Raw genomic sequence first — 17187 nt, 5'->3', positions numbered from 1 at the left:
CCCTCATTCGCGCAAGCGACGGGCGGCCTTGTGAAATATCTTGCGGGCCCGGTGCAGACGAGAGGCGACAGTCCCAGTGGGTAGCCCGGTGAGCTTCGCAATTTCGGGCGCCGACAGGTCCTCGAGCTCGAACAGCACGAACACGGCGCGCAGGTCGGCGGGCAATGCATCGAGCGCCTTGTCGAGGAGCGCGCGGGCCTGGCGTTGCTCGACGAGTTGGTCCGGGCGTGGCGCCGGGTCGGCGACCTCCTGGACGGCTTCCCCGAAGAGCTCACGGCGTCGCGCCAGGGCTCGACGAATGTGCGCGGCGACGTGGCTCGATGTCGAAAACAGGAAAGCTCGCTCGGCGCCCGCGTGAACGAGCCCGATCTTGCGCACGTAGATCGCGAAGACCTGCTGCCGCGCATCATCGGCCAAGTTCTCTGGGACGCCGAGCCGTCGCAGAGATCGCCGCACGAACTCCGCGTGCACCTCCATGCCGGCCTGGAACCGTGCCTTGCTGAACATTGGAGGTGCGCCACGTTGTGCCCGAAAGGGTGACGCGGACGTCACGTCCGTAGAGCAAACGACGTCGACTTCGATGGCGAGAGGCAGCACGCCCGGCGCCGTGAGCAAGCTACACGCCACTCACTTCGAGGGAAGGCTCCATCGGTACACACCGCCAATCGCGCATGCGGCAATCAACTGGTCCGGCGCGGACAAAGTCAGGCTGCGGACGTCGTACGAGGTCGGCCATGCGTCGAGCACTTTGGGCGAGGCGGCATCGGTGACGTCGACGACGGTGACGCCCCCGCCGTGTCCGAGGTACATCCGAGCTCCCAAGGCGGCCACGGCGGCGGAGGACCCGGGCCACTTGGGCGCCCACACGGACTTTTTCACGATCTGGGATGGCTGCAACACGTCCACGAAATGGAAGCCATCGGTGCATGCCAGCGCCGCGATGTTTCCCGACAGAGCTACACTTCTCGCGTACGAGCATGCGTACTGGCCGACGTTCTTGATCGACGCCGGATTGGAGACGTCGAAGATTTTCAACCCGCCGTCATCGGCCACGAAGGCAAGCGAGTTCCGCAAGGTGATGTCCCATGTTCCTTCGGTCTCGACCGATCCAAGCACGGTGGGATGAGCCGGATCGGCCACGTCGATCACGGCGAGCAAGCCGCCATTGGTGCGCTGTCCGAGGTAAACGCGACCATTGGAGTAGGCGACCGCGTGGAAGTTCCCGCCTTGTAGCTGGCCGAGTTGCTTGGGGCGAGCCGCGTCGGACACGTCGTAGATGCGCAATCCTCCCCCGTACCAATCCGCAACGTACGCGATGTTGCCTTGGACCACGACCTGCTCGAAGTCGAGCGCAGTGCCAGGGTACGCGCTGCCCAGGAACGACAAATCCGAAACACGGCCCGTGCGCAGGCCGGCGGAGCCGGCGCCAATGAACAAATTTCCCGCCGCGGCGTGCACGCTCGTGCAGCTACCGCAAAGAGAAATATCCACGACCGCCTTCGACACGGGCGCGCGCGGCTGGCTGACGTCGACGGTGAGCAGCCGGCCGCGGTCGGTCACGACACCAAGGGCGTTGCCCGAGATGGCGACGTCGTTGATCCCCTCGGATGGCATCGTGGTAGGCCCCGTGTCGGAGATCTTCTTGGGGTCGGATAGATCGAGCACGTGCAGCCCGTCCCAGCCGGGGACCCAAGCCGTGCGGCCGCGGGCTGCAAGGGTGCGTGATTGCGTACCGCTCTGGAACAACGGCGAGCCCGGGCTCGCGGGATTGCGAGCGTCGAAGACTCGTGTGCCATCCCCGGTGACGATGACCAAGTCACCGTCCGCAACGTCGGCACCGAGCGCGTTCAAATAGCGCGCCTGGCCGAGGTTCGCGAGATTCGCGGTGGTATCGAGCGCTCCCAGAGCTAGATCGCCAGTGATGTCGCGGCGCCAATAATAGAGGCGATTGCCGACGAGGCGAAGATGCTCAGCGCCGCCTTGGATCGACTTGACCGGTGCCGGCGTGCCCGGGTTGGTGAGGTCGAACACCCAGATTGCCGCGTCACCGCCAACGAAAAGTTGTTTTCCAACAATTGCCATTCCACGCGCGGGCTCGGGGGTTGTGGACGGTCCGAGGTGAAACGACGAGACTTCGGCAGGCGCCGCGGGATCGTGTACGTCGATGACACGCACTTGGCCGTCACCCTCGGGTGTGGCCTCGCTGACGTATGCAAAGGTACCCTCGACGGCCACGCTATGGAGAATGCTCGCGAACGGTGCAGTCTCTCCGCGCAACGACGGTGCGCTCGGTTTGGTCACGTCCCAAATCATCATGCGAGGACCGACGGTGATGTACGCCCAATGATCGAAGAGTGCAATGGCGGTGGGTTCGCCTCCGGCCTGCGGGCGCGCGATACCGGCGCTGGGTGGTGGTGACACGTGATCGGGTTGCGCATCGGTTTGCGGACCTCCGGCATCCTGGCGAGGCCCAGCCTCCGGCGATGCATTTGGAGTTTCCGGCTGCGATGGGGACGGGTCGTTGCCACACGCAAATACCAACACCGCTGTCACGATACCAACCAGCGTGACTGCGGATATCCTGTGGACCGCGACCGACAGACGAGCCGGTCGATAGTTCGTTTGAAAACGCATGTTCGAGTCTCCGAAAAGGTTCGGGAGACAAGATTCCCGGCTGCACGCGAATCGATCAACAAATCTACGATGAGTGCGTAAGTAGCCGGGAGCTCGTCTATATCGCAAAAGCACTTGCCGCCCCGACGACATCAAGCTTGCTGGCAGCCGAAAAAAAACCGCGCGACGCTGCGTCACTTCGCGCTGGCGCGCGTCGTTGTAAAAGAACGATGCGGAGGTGGCCTCCATTGGGCGCTCTAGAGAGGAATGAACGCGAATGAGTCTACGAAGTCGTGAATTACCGTTGATGTCAAACATCGGACATCTCACTCGACGACGATGGGCGACATTGACCGCATTCCACGCGCGATGTGTAGATACCCTGCGGTGGGCGATAAACCCGGCCCTCCCATTGGCACGGCGGGATCGATGTTGATGCATGAAGGTCGGATCTATTTCATTCTAACCATGTGCACTGTTCGCTATGCGCGGAGTTTCGGCGCACCGGCCGCAGACTGGCTCGCCTTATGACACCGAGCGACTCGACGGCGGCTTGCAAGGATGTTTCAGCTACGTGAGCAAGCCTACGGCGCGGAGGTCCAAGTGCCGACGTTCTCGTGGTACGAATTTAATTTGCGCCACCCCCGTTCGCCGCGCGTCTCTATTTCAAGACGACTTGGTGATTGCTTGTATGAGGACAACTCCGCTTTTTGGGGCGGGGCTATGTCCTGGAGGGTCTTTATGTTTACATTCAACTTCGGCGCAACGGTATGGGGTGTCGTTCTTCTTCCTTTCGCCGCAGCCGCAGGGTGTGCCAGCGAGAGTGCGCCACCTTCCGGCGACGCCGACCTGCTGGCGCGCGATCAAGCATTCGTCTCCATCGCGCGGACACTCTCGAAGGAACTGACCCAAAAGGCCGACGCAACATCGGGCGGCGCCGCGCTGTCGGTCCCATCGTCCCATGCCAAAGATTCATTTTATGTCGCCATCAACAAGAAAGAACTAAATCGCCGCTACTTCCTATCGGCCTACGCGAAGCAGCTTCTAGCGAACCCGCAACCTGGCCCGTTTCCAGCGACATCGCTTGGGACACGGGTGGTCACGTTTCGCGTGCAAAATGGAAAGCTGTTCGTGTTCGACGCTCAGGACGGACTCGCCTCCAGCGACATCTTCGATCCGTCGTCGATCATCGAAGCCTACCCGCTGGTGGGCGATTACGAACCATTCCTCTCACTCCGCGGGCACGACGATTACGTACTCTTCGACCCGGCGGGCGGTCTCAATCGATTTGGCATCGTCTCCGATGCCTACGCGAAGGGCGACAAACCACTGCACTTCCAAGTCGATCTCTCGTACTTGCAAAACTTCCGCCGCGTCAACGACGGAGCCACGTTCGAGCAGGTGTTTACCGGCGCGCTCAACGACACGACGACGGGCTCTCCAGACTATGACGAGAATTGGTACAGGATATCTGGCACACTTGGCGTCGCTTTGCGGAGGTACACCGAAGGGAAGGGCTTCACGCCGTTCGATGCCGGTAAGGTCTCACAGGAGTACTACTACCGGTCACCGCCCCTTCTCGTGAAGAACACCGGGGGCACTTTGGAGCGCGCGATCAAATGGAACATCAACTCGGGGATGGCGCCGATCAAGTGGTTCATTTCCGACCCAGTGTTGCAGGTCGCAAAGGAACACCCGAAATACGATATCGTCGGCGCCATCAAGGCGGGCATCGAGAACTGGAACCAGGTGTTCGGCTTCAAGGTCTTCGAGGCCAGCGTAGCTGGACCCGGCGACTCGTTTGGCGACGACGACAAGAACTACTTCATCTACGATCCCAATCCGAACGGTATCGCGTACGCCGATTGGCGACTGAATCCGAATACGGGTGAAATCCGAGGCGCCAGTGTCTACTTTTCCGCCGGCTTTTTCAGGGATGCCATCGAGAAATTGGACCCGCCCACGCGAGCCTTCAAACGCACGATCCAGCCTAAGACACCGCCGCGCATTCGGGAGATGACTTGGGGTAGTTTCCGGCCCACCCGATTGTGCGCGCTGTGGGCTGGGGCCTCGGATGAACGCAACGATGAGGATGGGCCACGAGCGGCCAAGTTGACGGGGGCGCAAGCGGTGAATAAGTACATTACCCACATCGCGCTGCATGAAATTGGCCACGCCTTGGGCCTCCGGCACAATTTCAAGGGCTCGCTGGTGCCGCCTCCTCAACAGAGCTCGGTGATGGATTACATCGAGGTTTCTGACGCTGCCGCGACCGACCCCGCGCCCCCGGGCCCCTACGATCATGCCGCCGTCAAGCTCCTGTATGGCTTGTCGAAGAGCGAGCCTACGCAGCCCTTCTGCACCGACCGGATCCCGTCCATCGATCCCACATGCGCGACGTTCGATCGCACCGAAGATCCACTGATGAAATACTGGGGAGCCAACTACAACGAGCACCTGAAGTTCATTCTGCGCGGCGAGGGTGCAACCGAACACCAGCGTAACATCGAGCAGCGCTATCTTGACGGTACGGCAGCGTTCCTACGCGCCGGCTCCACGATCGACCAGGGCCGAGCGTGGCAACAGCTCAATGAGCTTCTGGCGGTCGGGATCGATCATGCAGCCGACAATGCCAAGTACCCCGGCTACACGGATCGATTGAGCGAATTCCAAAATTGGATGCTCAACCGTGTGTTCCTCGAGCCACCCCCCACTCCGAACGGCGGTATTCCGGCGATCCCCGTCCTCGTTGGCGACACCTTGAAGGCGATCGTGACCGAGCTCCGAGGCGTGACCGTCAACAGCGACAAATACCGCGGATGGAACACGCGTCGCACCTCAGTGGACGTTTTGAAGAAACTGCAAACGCAGTCGGCGTACGAGGCTCTCCTGAGCGCACGCACCAACTTGGCGGAAGTGCGCACCAGCTTGCCGGCCGGCAGCCCGGAGGCGATGCTGATGGACGACCTCCTGGCTCGAATCGATGCCGCCACGCGTCCGTATTACACGAAATGACCGTTACTAATCCGACATATCGAACAAAAGTCACGGTATCGAACCGTATCATTCGAGGCAATTTTTCTTGCAATGACGAGTAAAATTTCGCATGACAATCAACCTGTGTAACGGCATCCCGATTTTCATTCGGATATTGGGTGCGCGGATATTCGGTCCGGCCGTGACGGCGGGCGCTCTCCTAGTCGGCGCGTGCGCATGCGGGGATGCCTCGATCGAAGAGGAAAAAATCGGCTCGGTCCAGCTCGATATTCCACCCCGCGAGCAGTGGCGCAACGGACACGGGTACTGCGGGGAAACGTCATTGCAGTCCATCGCACTACACTACGGCGCGTGGGTCTCGCAGCAGGTTGTGCGCGATGCCGCGGGGGGCGAGCTCCTGCTCGCGGTGAACGAGACCAAAGCCCTCGATGCGCTGCATTTCGACTACGAAAATTGGGATTACGAAAAGACGTCCGCGCCGCAGTTCCAACAATTCGCAACGTGGCTCAAAGGCCAGATGGTCCAAGGCCATCCCGTAATTTTCGCAGCCTACCTCAGTGAGAGCAGCGACCTCGAGTACGACCACATCATGCCGGCCGTGGGCATCGACTTTCGCCGAGCATCAGGTTACGACGCCCAGGACACCCTTTCGTTCAATACCAACTTTGGTGGCAGGGTCCGCCGCACCTTTGGTGCGTCATGGGGCACCCGGCAGAGTTGTATTAACGACAGCAACGCCGGGGGGTGCATTCCGCAAGGCGTCGACTACGGCATCGCCGTGCTGGGGATCACCGACAGAAAGAGGGCGACGCTGCCGGTCCGGTTGGTCATGGCTCGCAACGCCGAGCCCAATGTGTCGCTAGGCGAGTCGGCGGAAACCATGCAGACGACGGTGACGGTGTCGGGCCTCACCAAGGGGCGAAGCTACGCGCTCCTACGCTACGACAAGGCCAAAAACGTCCCCACGGATGCCATGGCTGCGGGCTTTCTGGCCTCGAAATACGACAAACGTGTAGACTTCACGGCCACCGGCAATACATGGGCCGAATCCGATACGTTCGACTCGGACGGCGTCGCCTATTATCGTTGCGTACCCAGGTGAACGATCGCGGGGGATGACAATGGCTCCGCTAAACCCAGGGCTCGTCGCCGATGATGGTCGGGCTGATTCCGCTCCGACGCCGTTCTCGGCGCCCTGGACGTCGAGTTCTTCGAGAGTTTCTCGCAACTCCTGGAGTGAGGGGTCGCGTGCCAGGCCGATTGGAGCCGCGGCGAGGTACAACGCGTTCTCAAGAGGACCGACCGCCACCTCCGGCTCGGTTCTACAACACCTTCCAAACGGCCGACCGAAGCGTCGCCGTGGGGCAATTGCAGCTCCACGCTTTCGTGGATTCTTGAAGCGGGGCCCGTCATCATCGACGCGCGGCCCCTCGAGAGTGCTCGCGGCTGTAATTTCTCGCGCGCGAAACGCTGGTACGAGGCGTCATTAAGGAAATGACCGCCCCGCTGCGTTTTGGCTTGTGCCTTGCTGCGAGTCTTCTTGCCTCGCACTCGAACCAAATCGACATTCCACCGCGCGCCCAGTGGCCCAATGGCCACGGTTATTGCGGTGAAACGTCGATCCAGTCGATTGCGCTGCACTACGGCTCGTGGATCTCGCAGAAGGTGGTGCGCAAGGTGGCCGGCGGCGAGGTGCTGCTCGGGGTCAACGAGTCGAAAACCCTGGAGCGCCTTCATTTCGGGTTCAAGAATTGGAATTCCAACGAACCGAAGCCGCAGTTCGAAGCGTTCTCGGTTTGGCTCAAGTCTCATTTGCGCCAGGGTCACCCGGCGATTTTCGCCGTGTACCTCGCCGACGGCACCGACGATCCGGACTACGACCACATCGTACCGGCGGTGGGCATCGAGTACGAGAGCGCGTCGTCGTACGATCCGGCGGACACGCTTTGGTTCCATTCCAACTTCGGACATCGCTTGCACCGCACCATGGGCACCCTTTCCGCGACACGGAAGAAGTGCACCTACGATTCGTCGGCGGGCGGATGCATCCCGCGCGATGTCGATTACGGCACCGCGGTGACCGGAATCGTGGACGAACGCTCAGCGACCCTGCCCGTTCGGCTGTCCGTCGACCGGAGTGACGAGCCCAATGTCTCCAAGGGCGAGGCACCGGTGCAGCTCCATGCCACGGTCACCGCATCCGGGCTCGTCTCCGGCCGGCGTTATGCGCTTTTGCGCTACGACGATTACAAGGACGTGCCCACGGATGCGACGGCCGCCGGCTTCCTCTCCTCGAACCATGCCGCGCGCATCGATTTCACGGCGACCGCCGCGGAGTGGTCGCACGCCGATAAATTCATGTCGGATGGCGTTGCGTACTATCGTTGTGTCCCGCTTTGAAGCTGGTCTCCTGGAACATCGAAAATCTCCGTTCGCGGCTGGCGAGCTTGCCGGCCATTCTCGCGCAGTTCGGGACGCCCGAAGTCCTCTGCCTTCAGGAAACACGCATACGGATGTGCGATACGGAGGACATTGCGAATATGCAACTAGCCCTCCCCGGATATCGCTGCCACTTTTCGCTGAACCGCGATGCGCGCAACGTGACCTATCGGGGCGGTCGCGCTTACGGCGTCGTTACCTACATCCGCGAATCGCTCGGCCCGGCGAACATGGAGAGGCCCGAGTGGGATCTCGAAGGGCGAATCGTTTTTACGCATTTGCGCGGCCGCGTCATCGGGAACGTTTATGCCGTCAACGGCACCGATAAACCGTACTTCGATCACGAGCTCGGGATGATGAATGGCGATCGACACGCCTTCAAACGACGATTTCAAGAGCGGGTGATCCATCGCGCGCACGAGCTCCGCGCCTCCGGCGGAGTGATCCTGGCGGGTGACTGGAACGTCTCTCCGACGAAGCTCGACACGTACCCGCGTTTGCGAACCGAAGAACCCCACGTGCGAGCTCGGGCCGCGCTCGCGGAGCTCCTGGCGCGGAGCGGAATGGTGGACATCTACCGGCATCTCCATCCCGAGGAGCGTCGCTATACCTGGTTCAATCGCCGGGCTCGTCCTGGCCGTCTGGATGCGGCGCGTGTGGACTATATCCTCGTCTCGGAGGACCTGGTCCCTCACGTGCGCTCGGCGTCGATTCTCGACGACCCACGTGATCGAGGCGGTAGCGACCACGCTCCGACCGTGGTCGACACGCACTAATTGATGGTCAAGTTGATGCTGGCACGCTGCCGGCGCGGCACAATCGACACCTTCAAGTCGGCGTCGGCAATTCGGTTCAAACTCTCGACAAGCTCCTCGTACGTATCGCCGAGGATCTCGGGTTCGGGGAGCAGCACGAGGTTCGCACCGTCGCGCGTCGCGTTTTGGCACAGCTTGATCAAGTCAGCGAACTTCTCTTCGTAGGACATGGCAGGTCTCGCTCCACGCCGTCATGAACGGCAGCCAACGGTTTGGCTGCTTGCCAAAGCATAGGTTGCGCCGTCGTCCACGTAGGGGGCGGTCCAGCCGATGGTTTGCCTGCGACGCGACGGCGTTCGAGTGCTCGGCATCGAGGACGAGGACGGTTCCCCGCGCACATGGGGGCGCAGCGTTGAGTCCCATGGTGCCACGGTGTGCTGCGCGGCGAGCCGTTCATGCGACGTGCCGACCCCGAGCAGGCGCGCCGCTGCGGTCGTGAATGATTTTCGTCTACTTTGAAGTCGTTCCCACATTCAATGTTCGTAATGATCTCTCGCTAAGCTATATACGGCATATTCGATTTCAACTCAGGGTCCCATCCCATCGAGATTCATTTTGGCGCGATGGGTCCATTCATGAAGTGAAGATGACATCTTATGGAGGAATCATGAGTCGTATGTATTTCCGCCGCACGGCCGTTGCGCTCGCATGCAGTGCCATGATCGCGCCAGCGTGTACGAGCAACGACGGCGATGCGCCGCCGGCGACAAACGACCCCGACTCGGTGGCCGAGCGGCGGGCCACGAAGCTCGTTGCGCAACTGACGAGCGACGAGAAAATCGCGCTCGTGCATGGCACGGGAATGCCCATTGCGGGATATGGCACGTTTCCTCCCGAGGCCTTGCTCGGGGCGAGCTACATCCCTGGAATTCCGCGGCTCGGTATTCCCCAAGTGACCAGTGCGGATTCCGCCTGCGGGGTCAATCTCAAGGACACGCATGCCACGGCCCTGCCTGCGCCCCTCGCGCTGGCGGCCAGTTGGGATCCGGATCTTGCCCAAGAATATGGCAAACGCATTGCCATCGAATTGCGCACACTTGGATATACCGAAGGGCTCGGTGGCGCGACCAATCTGGCCCGCGAACCGCGCAGCGGCCGCACCTTCGAAAACATGGGCGAAGACCCGGTATTGAGCGGCACCATGCTCGCCGCGCGCACCATCGGCACGCAGGGGCAAAAGGTCATTGCCACCGTCAAGCATTATGCCATGAACGACCACGAGACGAGCCGCATGACCTCGGATTCGCAGGTCGACGAGCGCACGATGCGCGAAACGGAGCTGCTCGCCTTCGAAATCGCCATCAAAGAAGGCCAACCCGGTAGCGTCATGTGCGCGTACAACAAAGTGAACGGCACGTATGCTTGCGAAAACCCGTATATTTTGACCGACGTTCTCAAGAAAGAGTGGGGCTTTCGGGGTGTCGTTCAATCGGATTGGGGCGCCACGCACAGCACGGCACCGGCAGCCCTCGCCGGGCTCGATGAGGAGCAACCCGGCTTTTCCAACGACGCCAGCACCCACCCCATCTTCAAAATGCTCGGCTCCCACTTCAATACGAAGCTTCGGGCGGCCGTCGACGACGGTTCGGTGCCCATGTCGCGGCTCGACGACATGGTTCACCGGAAATTGCGCACCTTGGCGCGCGTAGGGATCATGGATGCGCCGCCGCTCCCCTCCGGCGCCATCGACCAGGACGCCGGCAATGCGTCGGCCCTCGCTGTCGCGCGCCAATCGGCGGTGCTGTTGAAGAATGCATCCGCGGCCCTGCCGCTCGCCGCGACTAACGCGACTAACGCGACGGGCGTGTCGTCCATCGTCGTGATTGGCGGCCATGCCGACGCCGGCGTTCTGTCCGGGGGTGGCTCGGGCGCGGTTCCGGCGGCCGATGGCAATGCCGTCAGCGGATGCCAAGAGCCGCCCGGCCCCGTGTTCATTCCGCATTGTGCAACGTGGTACAAATCGGCGCCACTTGCGGCAATCCAGGCCAAGGCGCCGGGGGCGAAGGTCACGTATTTCGATGGAAACGACTCGGTGGCCGCGGCCAATGCGGCGGCCCAGGCGGATGTCGCCATCGTCTTCGCGACCCAGTGGGAAACCGAAGGAAACGATCTCGCCAGTCTGGCCCTGCCCGATACGCGTACGGATCCGTACAATCAAAGCTACGATCAGAATGCCCTCATCGAGGCCATCGCGGCCAAGGGCAAACGCGTGGTGGTGGTTCTGCAAACGGGAAGCCCCGTTCTGATGCCTTGGATCGATCGCGTCCACGCGGTTCTCGAAGTTTGGTATCCGGGCGTGCGCGGCGGTCAGGCGGTGGCCGATTTGCTGTTCGGCGATGCCAATCCGTCGGGCAAGCTTCCCCTCTCCTTTCCCAAGCAAGATGCGGATTTGCCGCAGCCGGTCATCTCGCCGAGCGATCCCAACGTGGTCTACCGCGAAGGCCTGCTGATCGGGTATCGATGGTACGACGCGAAGCAGCTCGAGCCGCTTTTCCCGTTCGGCCACGGATTGTCGTACACCACGTTCTCGTATTCGAACTTGGACGCCCGCCGTGAGGCCAAGGGAGACGTGACGGTGACGTTCACGGTCACCAACGACGGCACGCGCGCAGGAGCCGAAGTGGCCCAAGTGTATGCCAAGCTGCCCGCGGGCTTGGGAGAGCCCCCGAATCGCCTCGTGGGCTGGAAGAAAGTGTCGCTGGAGCCCGGTCAGGCCCAAACGATCCAGCTTACGGTGCCCGCCCAGCGACTCGCCACGTGGGATACGTCGACGCATGTGTGGAAGGTCAACGGCGGCGATTACACCTTCGTCGCGGGAACATCTTCGCGCGATCCTCGTGCCCTGACGAAGGCGATGGCACTTCCCTGATGGAACGCAAAAGCCCCGCGGCCCACGTTCACGTTGGGCGGCGGGGCTTTTTTCAGTGTGCGGCTACGCCAAACCGAGCTGCTTCGACTCGAGCCAGTTGGTGATGTCCGCGACGGTGCGGTCGGTGCCGAGATCGTCCAACACCCAGTGCGCGCGATCGGAATACTCCAGGTAGTCGCCGCCCACGCGCTTGTACTTCTCGGCCACGAGGCGGTGCGTGGCCACGGGCACAGTACGATCTTTGACCGCGCCAATGGTCAACGTTGGGACGTTGATCCGCGTTTCGTCGACGTAGGCCACGCGCTCCGGATTTTTGTCCGGCATGATGAGATCGCGGAAGACCATGCCCGAGCAATAGCGCATGGTCGCGTAAATCTCCTTGTGCCGCGACGCGGGAACGCCGTTCAACATGCCCCACTTGAATCCCGTCTCCCAGATTTTGACGGGTCTCTTCTCCAGGTTTCGCGAAAAGAGAATATTGCCCAAGGTCACGAAGGGCGCGAGCGACAGCTTGGGAGGCACCCCGGCCGGCGCCAGGGGCGTCATGAACACGGCCGCGCGCGCCGCACCGCGCTCCGCGAGCTTCTGCGCGATGAGCCCACCCAGCGAATGCCCAACGACGATGGGCCGGTGGCCCGTATCCGCCTCGAGGCGCCGGGCCGCGCCCTCCATTTCGTCGACGTAGTCCTTGAGGCTCATTTTCGCCAGCTCGTCGGACGGAGCGTCTTTCACCCGGAGGTGCGGGCTCAACGTGGGCGCTTCCACCCGCCAACCGAGCTGGCGGAATGCGCCCGCCATGCGGTCCCACACCTCGGCCCCGCAGCAGAGGCCGTGGATCATCAAGATGGCGTTGTTCGATTTCGTCGTCCCGTTCATGTGGTGCTCCTCACGGCGCCTTCTTGGCCAGGGTGTGCGCGTACGTTCGTATTTCGGCTTGCAGATTGGTCGAGCGGTCGTCCCGCCGGCTCAGCAACTTGGAGAGAATGTCAATCGAACTTCGGTCTTTCACGAACCACGCGCCAATACCCGATTTGACCAGCGGGCGAACGGAGCGGGGGGTGTTGGCCTTCAATCGCTTCAGAAAGACGCTGTTGGGGCTCAGACGCTTGCGGATGGAGGCCTTCACGTGATCGGTGACGTCTTCCTCCTCCAGCCAAACGAGGCGGTCTTTCGTTTGGGTCTTGCATTGATTCATGGCCTCGCGGCGTTGCGTCGAATACATGTCCACGTGTGAAAAGTACCCTCCCGGGCGAAGCACGCGCGCGACCTCGGCAATGAACTTGCCCAAGTTCGGATAATTGTGCGAGCTCTCCACGTTGATGACCGCGTCGAACTCACCATCGGGGAACGGAAGGCGCTCGGCGTCACCGTGAACGAAGGAGAGTGCCCCGGGGCGGGCAAAGGTGCCATTGGCGCGCGCGACGGCTTTCTGCGAAATGTCCAAACCGACGAATTCGCTCCCTGCCTCGAGCCTCGAGATGAAATTGAGGCCGGCGCCGGTGCCGGATCCCACCTCGAGCACCTTCCTCACCTGCCCCGCCACCCGCGGAATCTTGTTGAAGGTGTAGAAATAGAGCTGCTCCGAGCAACCGTCGGAACCGTATTGATCGTAATTGGGGATTTCGCGCGCGAGTTTCTGGTGAACGGCATGTTGATCCATGCCCCAGTTCCAGAAGCTGCTGCCAAAACTGCTGAAAAAGTCGTAGCTCGCCCCGATGTTCTGCTTGATCTTGTCGCTTTCGCTCTCGCTCATTCCCTCGCCGCCGACATTGACTTGCGACAGCGCGTTGGATGAATTCGTGGTGAGCTTCAATATTTGGAGTACCGAACCCATGACAATAACCTCGTTACCGGGCGACTTCGTTGTTGCGGAGCAAGCCGTCGATTTGCGATTTGACGGCGTCGAGAATCTGCTGCGTCGTGGGTAGACCCGGGCGCGCAGCGGTGAACATGGCTTGCATGCTCAGCTGACCCTGGAAGGTCGTCAGCAGGAACATGGGAACGCCCGCGTGGGTACGGGCCGGCGGAAACAGCATGCCCACGAAGTCCGTCGCCACGAGGCCATCGGGCACGCGCACGTCCGGAATCATTCCCCAATTGGTGGAGAACACGGCGACGACCTCGGTGGGCGGGGTCACCTTCTCGGGCGTCTTGGTGAAGCTTTCGTGCAACACGGCCTGCTGGATGAGCCCTTCCGACAACTCGGCGTTCCGTCGCTGGTCGATGCCCCGGGCCACGTCGAGGAGCGACGTGCGCGGGCCGAAGAGAGCCAGGTGCGTGGAGAGGCCCATCATGGTCGTCCCGTCGGCGGGCTTTGCGGGCGGCGTCAGGTGCGGCCGCACGTTCATCGCGAGGATGAACGGCAACGGCGTGGGCGATGCGTCGGAGCGCGTCGCCGCGGCCGGGTGAAAGCTCGCGGCCGCCGCCAGAATGGCTGCCGAGGCCAGCGCGTCGAGCGTGGTGCCGTTGGCGCGGGCGGCCTGCTCGAGTGCGGCCGTGGTCTCGTTGGTCAGCCGCATGCGGCCTCGGGTCATCGAGAGCTCGTGGCGAATGGGCTCCGGCTTCGGCGCCGCGGGAGACGGCGTCGCGGGAGACGGTGGGGCGAGCCATTCGAGCCCGGTGCGCTCTCCTTTGCGAACGCCGCGCGCGGCGAGCAGCTCTTCGTACGAGGCGGGGAGCGGCTGAACCTCCACCACGTCCAGCGCGGTGTCACCGTTCGTGACGCAATCCGTGTAGCGCGCCCACAACTCCTCGAGGAGCGTAAGGCCATGGGCCGCATCGGCCATGCTGTGGTGCACGTGCAAATCGACCCGCGCACGGTGCCCGCGGCGAACGATCTCGAGCCCGCTGAGGGCCCTGGCTTGATCGAGCTCGAGCCCCGGAAGGGCCAGCGGATCCGGCTCGCGCTCCGAGACGAGCACCGTCGGCTGCCCAATGTCGTCCGATTCGAAATAGGCCTCTTCGCCGTTTTGCTTCAGCGTGCATCCGAGGAGCGGATGCGCCTCCCGGAGCGCCACGAAGGCGCGGCGCATGGCCGAAAGGTCGATGTCACCATCTACGCATACGCTGTATACGATGAAGGTTCGTAGTCGGATATAAACGGCTTCACTCGGCGACAGCGTCCGCCGAGCCGGCTGCGTAGAGGCGGGCATGGTCTAGAAGCCTCGGAACGGATTGGACGCCGACCGCTGAAGCCAGTTCCCCGCCGGCCAGGGCAGCGTGCCATCGATCAAATGCACGCTGTACGCCTGCCGCGAGCGCGGCGAGACGTTGGCGCGGCTCATGTGGGGCACCGCGCCATGCAGCACCACGACGGAGCCTTTTTTCGCCTCCAGCGGCACGAACTCGTTCTCCGGGAACGGCGTCGCATCGTACACGTCGAACTTGTCGCCCTGCTCCGTGCGAATGTATCGCGATCGCAATCCGCCTTTGTGGCCGCCCGGCAGCGCCCAGAGGCACCCATTGTCGACGGTGGCATCTTCGAGGGCCGTCCACAGGCCGATCACGCTGCTCGGCTCCGTGAAGAGGAAGGTGCCGTCCTGGTGAATGTCGATTTTGCCGCCCACCTTCGGGTGTTTGAACATGTACATGCTCTCGGCGAGCAGCGGCTTGCGCAGGCCCAAGCTCTCCACGAGCGCCTTGAACCGCGGTTGGCGCGAGAACGTGTCGAACACCGGATCGCAATCGTGCAGGCCATGGCCAATCTTGAGGATGGCCTGCTCCTTGGACACCTTGAGTTGTCCGGGGCCGTCGAAGGCCGACGGTTCGAAGAAGAAGCTCGCCTTGTCCGCCGATTCTTGGATGTAGCGCGCGGCGGCATTGTCCGTTTCGTACTTCTTGCCTTTGCCGTACGAAGCAAAAGCGGCGATGAAGGTGCTCGGATCGCACCCGGCCGCGAGCTCCATTCCGCGCCGGAGCAGCACGTCGCAGCTTTCCGGATCGACCAGGTTTTCGACGACGAGAAACCCATCGCGCTCGAAATTCGCGACTTGTTCCGGGCTGAGGCTGCCCGCGGGGCGCTGTTGTTCATTCGATTGCATGAAATACCTCTTTCAAATACGAATTTCAGACCTCGTCGTACGAGGCCAATAGATCTTCGTTGACGGAAAAAATGGGAAAATAGGAATCGACGCGGCCTCGAGCGTATTCCTGCGCGAGGTCCGGAATGCGATTCCAGGTGGTTACGCGATCGTCCACGGGCGGCAGCCAGCCGTTCTCGTGGGCGAAACGAACCGAGGCTTCCCCCTCCTCGTAGCGCGCATAATGGGTATGCACGTGAATATGGCGCCCAATGCACTCCATGGCGCGTGAAGCGGCCAAGGTCATTCCGTGTTTCCAGCCCGACGTGGTGATCACGCCCTGCCGCGCCAGGGACTTGAGCGTCGTTTTGTACGAGATGCCCAAGTTGTCGACGAAGATGGATACGCCGCGACCTTTGCTTCGCAACTGCACGGCCCCGAGGAACTCCTTTTCGAAGGTCGACTCGGTCCAGGAGCTTCGATCGATAGGCTCGATGCCATGCTGGCGAAGCAGGGCGGCGCGCTCCGGTGTCGAGGTGACCATGGCGGCCTCGAAGCCCATCGTCTTGGCCAGCGAGAGCTCGGCCAGGGCTACGCCGCCGCCCCAGGCGCACACCAAGGCGTCCTCGTGCGGGCAATCGATCATCTGCGAGCGCCAGCACGCATAGGCCACACGCCAATTGGCCCATGCGGTCACGTAGCGGAGCGAAAACGCGGCCCACTGCCGCAGGGCCGCGCGGGACGTCGGCGTCGGTACGCGCACCAGTTGGCGGTGGTGCATTTTGGTCGTCTTGGCCAAAACCCCCACGGTCCCGGGCGCGTCGTATCCGAAGATGCGAATGGGGTACCCATACTCGTCCCAGGTGCCATTGCAGAAGACGATGCAAACGTCCCCTTCTTGCAAGGTGGTGACGTTCCTGCCCGTCTCGACGACCTGCACGACCCCCGCATTGCCGACGACCACGGTCTCTTCCCCGCGCAAGGTGCAGAGGTCGACGGGGCTTCTGCGCAGGGCATGATCCATATTTCCTTCCCAGCAGCCGTAGAGCGGGCGGACGAGCACGTCGTCCTCACCGAGGGGCGTCAGGTCGAAGGACTCGAGCGTCAGCGGGCCGAGGGCGCGTTCGCCGTTGCGTAGGCCGGGATCTTTTCGCAGAACCCAGGCCTCGGTCGTCGTGGGCTTCATCGTCAATGGCGCTTGCTTCCGACGTAGTCGACCATGTCCTGCACCGTGCGCAGCCTGGACGCGTCGTTCGGAGAAATGGTGAGGCCGAACTTCTGCTCGATCTGGAAGAGCAGATTGGCCATATCCAGCGAATCGAGCCCTTGCATGGCGAGGGGCTCACCATCTTTCAAATCGGCCATGGACACGTGGATCTCGGCCGCGCCAAACAATTCAACGATGTTGTCTCTCGTAATCATATCGGTTCTGTCC

14 protein-coding genes are annotated in these 17187 nt (G+C 62.1%); 5 read left to right on the top strand and 9 right to left on the bottom strand.

The genetic code is table 11. The annotated features are described in order from the left end of the window. Positions 1-3 precede the first annotated feature (3 nt). Positions 4-507 carry a sigma-70 family RNA polymerase sigma factor gene (locus tag LZC95_19355; protein ID WXA98965.1) on the bottom strand — a complete coding sequence of 168 codons (504 nt, stop codon included), beginning with the start codon at positions 505-507 and terminating at the stop codon, positions 4-6. Between the two features lie 120 nt (positions 508-627). Next, positions 628-2553: a hypothetical protein gene (locus LZC95_19350; protein ID WXA98964.1), complete on the bottom strand. Its 1926-nt coding sequence runs from the start codon at positions 2551-2553 to the stop codon at positions 628-630. Between the two features lie 801 nt (positions 2554-3354). On the opposite strand from LZC95_19350, the gene LZC95_19345 reads away from it, so the two are divergent. The 4 genes from LZC95_19345 to LZC95_19330 all read left to right on the top strand — a co-directional run bounded on the left by LZC95_19345 (position 3355) and on the right by LZC95_19330 (position 8825). Then, complete coding sequence (locus tag LZC95_19345; protein WXA98963.1) at positions 3355-5628, top strand: zinc-dependent metalloprotease; 2274 nt, start codon at positions 3355-3357, stop codon at positions 5626-5628. A 91-nt stretch (positions 5629-5719) separates the two neighbouring features. After that, positions 5720-6712, top strand: coding sequence for a C39 family peptidase (locus tag LZC95_19340; protein WXA98962.1), 993 nt, complete (start codon positions 5720-5722; stop codon positions 6710-6712). Between the two features lie 392 nt (positions 6713-7104). Next, positions 7105-8010 carry a C39 family peptidase gene (locus LZC95_19335; GenBank protein ID WXA98961.1) on the top strand — a complete coding sequence of 302 codons (906 nt, stop codon included), beginning with the start codon at positions 7105-7107 and terminating at the stop codon, positions 8008-8010. Between the two features lie 47 nt (positions 8011-8057). Continuing rightward, on the top strand, positions 8058-8825 hold the full coding sequence (locus LZC95_19330) for an exodeoxyribonuclease III (GenBank protein WXB00358.1): 768 nt from the start codon (positions 8058-8060) through the stop codon (positions 8823-8825). Here LZC95_19330 and LZC95_19325 read toward each other — a convergent pair. Then, a complete protein-coding gene (locus tag LZC95_19325) occupies positions 8822-9034 on the bottom strand; it encodes a hypothetical protein (GenBank protein WXA98960.1) in 213 nt (70 codons plus the stop codon). The genes LZC95_19330 and LZC95_19325 overlap by 4 nt on opposite strands. A 437-nt stretch (positions 9035-9471) precedes the next feature. Between LZC95_19325 and LZC95_19320 the strand changes: the two genes are divergently transcribed. After that, positions 9472-11733 carry a glycoside hydrolase family 3 C-terminal domain-containing protein gene (locus LZC95_19320; protein ID WXA98959.1) on the top strand — a complete coding sequence of 754 codons (2262 nt, stop codon included), beginning with the start codon at positions 9472-9474 and terminating at the stop codon, positions 11731-11733. A gap of 63 nt (positions 11734-11796) precedes the next feature. On the opposite strand, the gene LZC95_19315 is transcribed toward LZC95_19320, so the two are convergent. Genes LZC95_19315 through LZC95_19290 form a run of 6 tightly spaced genes read right to left on the bottom strand, consistent with a single transcriptional unit; the run spans position 11797 to position 17174 of the window. Then, positions 11797-12609, bottom strand: a complete 813-nt coding sequence (locus LZC95_19315) for an alpha/beta fold hydrolase (GenBank protein WXA98958.1) — start codon at positions 12607-12609, stop codon at positions 11797-11799. 10 nt (positions 12610-12619) lie between these two features. Then, the gene (locus tag LZC95_19310; protein ID WXA98957.1) at positions 12620-13567 is read right to left on the bottom strand and encodes a methyltransferase domain-containing protein; all 948 of its coding nucleotides are present in this window, start codon (positions 13565-13567) and stop codon (positions 12620-12622) included. A 13-nt stretch (positions 13568-13580) separates the two neighbouring features. Beyond that, the gene (locus tag LZC95_19305; protein ID WXA98956.1) at positions 13581-14885 is read right to left on the bottom strand and encodes a hypothetical protein; all 1305 of its coding nucleotides are present in this window, start codon (positions 14883-14885) and stop codon (positions 13581-13583) included. 3 nt (positions 14886-14888) lie between these two features. Then, positions 14889-15773: a phytanoyl-CoA dioxygenase family protein gene (locus LZC95_19300; GenBank protein WXA98955.1), complete on the bottom strand. Its 885-nt coding sequence runs from the start codon at positions 15771-15773 to the stop codon at positions 14889-14891. Positions 15774-15798: 25 nt separating this feature from the next. Continuing rightward, complete coding sequence (locus tag LZC95_19295; protein ID WXA98954.1) at positions 15799-16938, bottom strand: hypothetical protein; 1140 nt, start codon at positions 16936-16938, stop codon at positions 15799-15801. Between the two features lie 2 nt (positions 16939-16940). Next, the gene (locus LZC95_19290; protein ID WXA98953.1) at positions 16941-17174 is read right to left on the bottom strand and encodes a phosphopantetheine-binding protein; all 234 of its coding nucleotides are present in this window, start codon (positions 17172-17174) and stop codon (positions 16941-16943) included. Positions 17175-17187: the final 13 nt, after the last annotated feature.

The organism is Sorangiineae bacterium MSr12523, assembly GCA_037157775.1.
GTDB classification, from domain to species: Bacteria; Myxococcota_A; Polyangia; order Polyangiales; family Polyangiaceae; genus Pendulispora; species Pendulispora brunnea.
The sequence above is the reverse complement of the archived record's forward strand: the minus strand, read 5'-3'. Positions and strand labels throughout refer to the sequence as shown.

What these genes read in the sequence shown, in the direction of transcription:
- LZC95_19290 (WXA98953.1), bottom strand. Translation starts at nt 17,174, where the DNA reads ATGATTACGAGAGACAACATCGTTGAATTGTTTGGCGCGGCCGAGATC.
- LZC95_19295 (WXA98954.1), bottom strand. Translation starts at nt 16,938, where the DNA reads ATGAAGCCCACGACGACCGAGGCCTGGGTTCTGCGAAAAGATCCCGGC.
- LZC95_19315 (WXA98958.1), bottom strand. Translation starts at nt 12,609, where the DNA reads ATGAACGGGACGACGAAATCGAACAACGCCATCTTGATGATCCACGGC.
- LZC95_19335 (WXA98961.1), top strand. Translation starts at nt 7,105, where the DNA reads ATGACCGCCCCGCTGCGTTTTGGCTTGTGCCTTGCTGCGAGTCTTCTT.
- LZC95_19325 (WXA98960.1), bottom strand. Translation starts at nt 9,034, where the DNA reads ATGTCCTACGAAGAGAAGTTCGCTGACTTGATCAAGCTGTGCCAAAAC.
- LZC95_19340 (WXA98962.1), top strand. Translation starts at nt 5,720, where the DNA reads ATGACAATCAACCTGTGTAACGGCATCCCGATTTTCATTCGGATATTG.
- LZC95_19355 (WXA98965.1), bottom strand. Translation starts at nt 507, where the DNA reads ATGTTCAGCAAGGCACGGTTCCAGGCCGGCATGGAGGTGCACGCGGAG.
- LZC95_19305 (WXA98956.1), bottom strand. Translation starts at nt 14,885, where the DNA reads ATGCCCGCCTCTACGCAGCCGGCTCGGCGGACGCTGTCGCCGAGTGAA.
- LZC95_19310 (WXA98957.1), bottom strand. Translation starts at nt 13,567, where the DNA reads ATGGGTTCGGTACTCCAAATATTGAAGCTCACCACGAATTCATCCAAC.
- LZC95_19345 (WXA98963.1), top strand. Translation starts at nt 3,355, where the DNA reads ATGTTTACATTCAACTTCGGCGCAACGGTATGGGGTGTCGTTCTTCTT.
- LZC95_19300 (WXA98955.1), bottom strand. Translation starts at nt 15,773, where the DNA reads ATGCAATCGAATGAACAACAGCGCCCCGCGGGCAGCCTCAGCCCGGAA.
- LZC95_19320 (WXA98959.1), top strand. Translation starts at nt 9,472, where the DNA reads ATGAGTCGTATGTATTTCCGCCGCACGGCCGTTGCGCTCGCATGCAGT.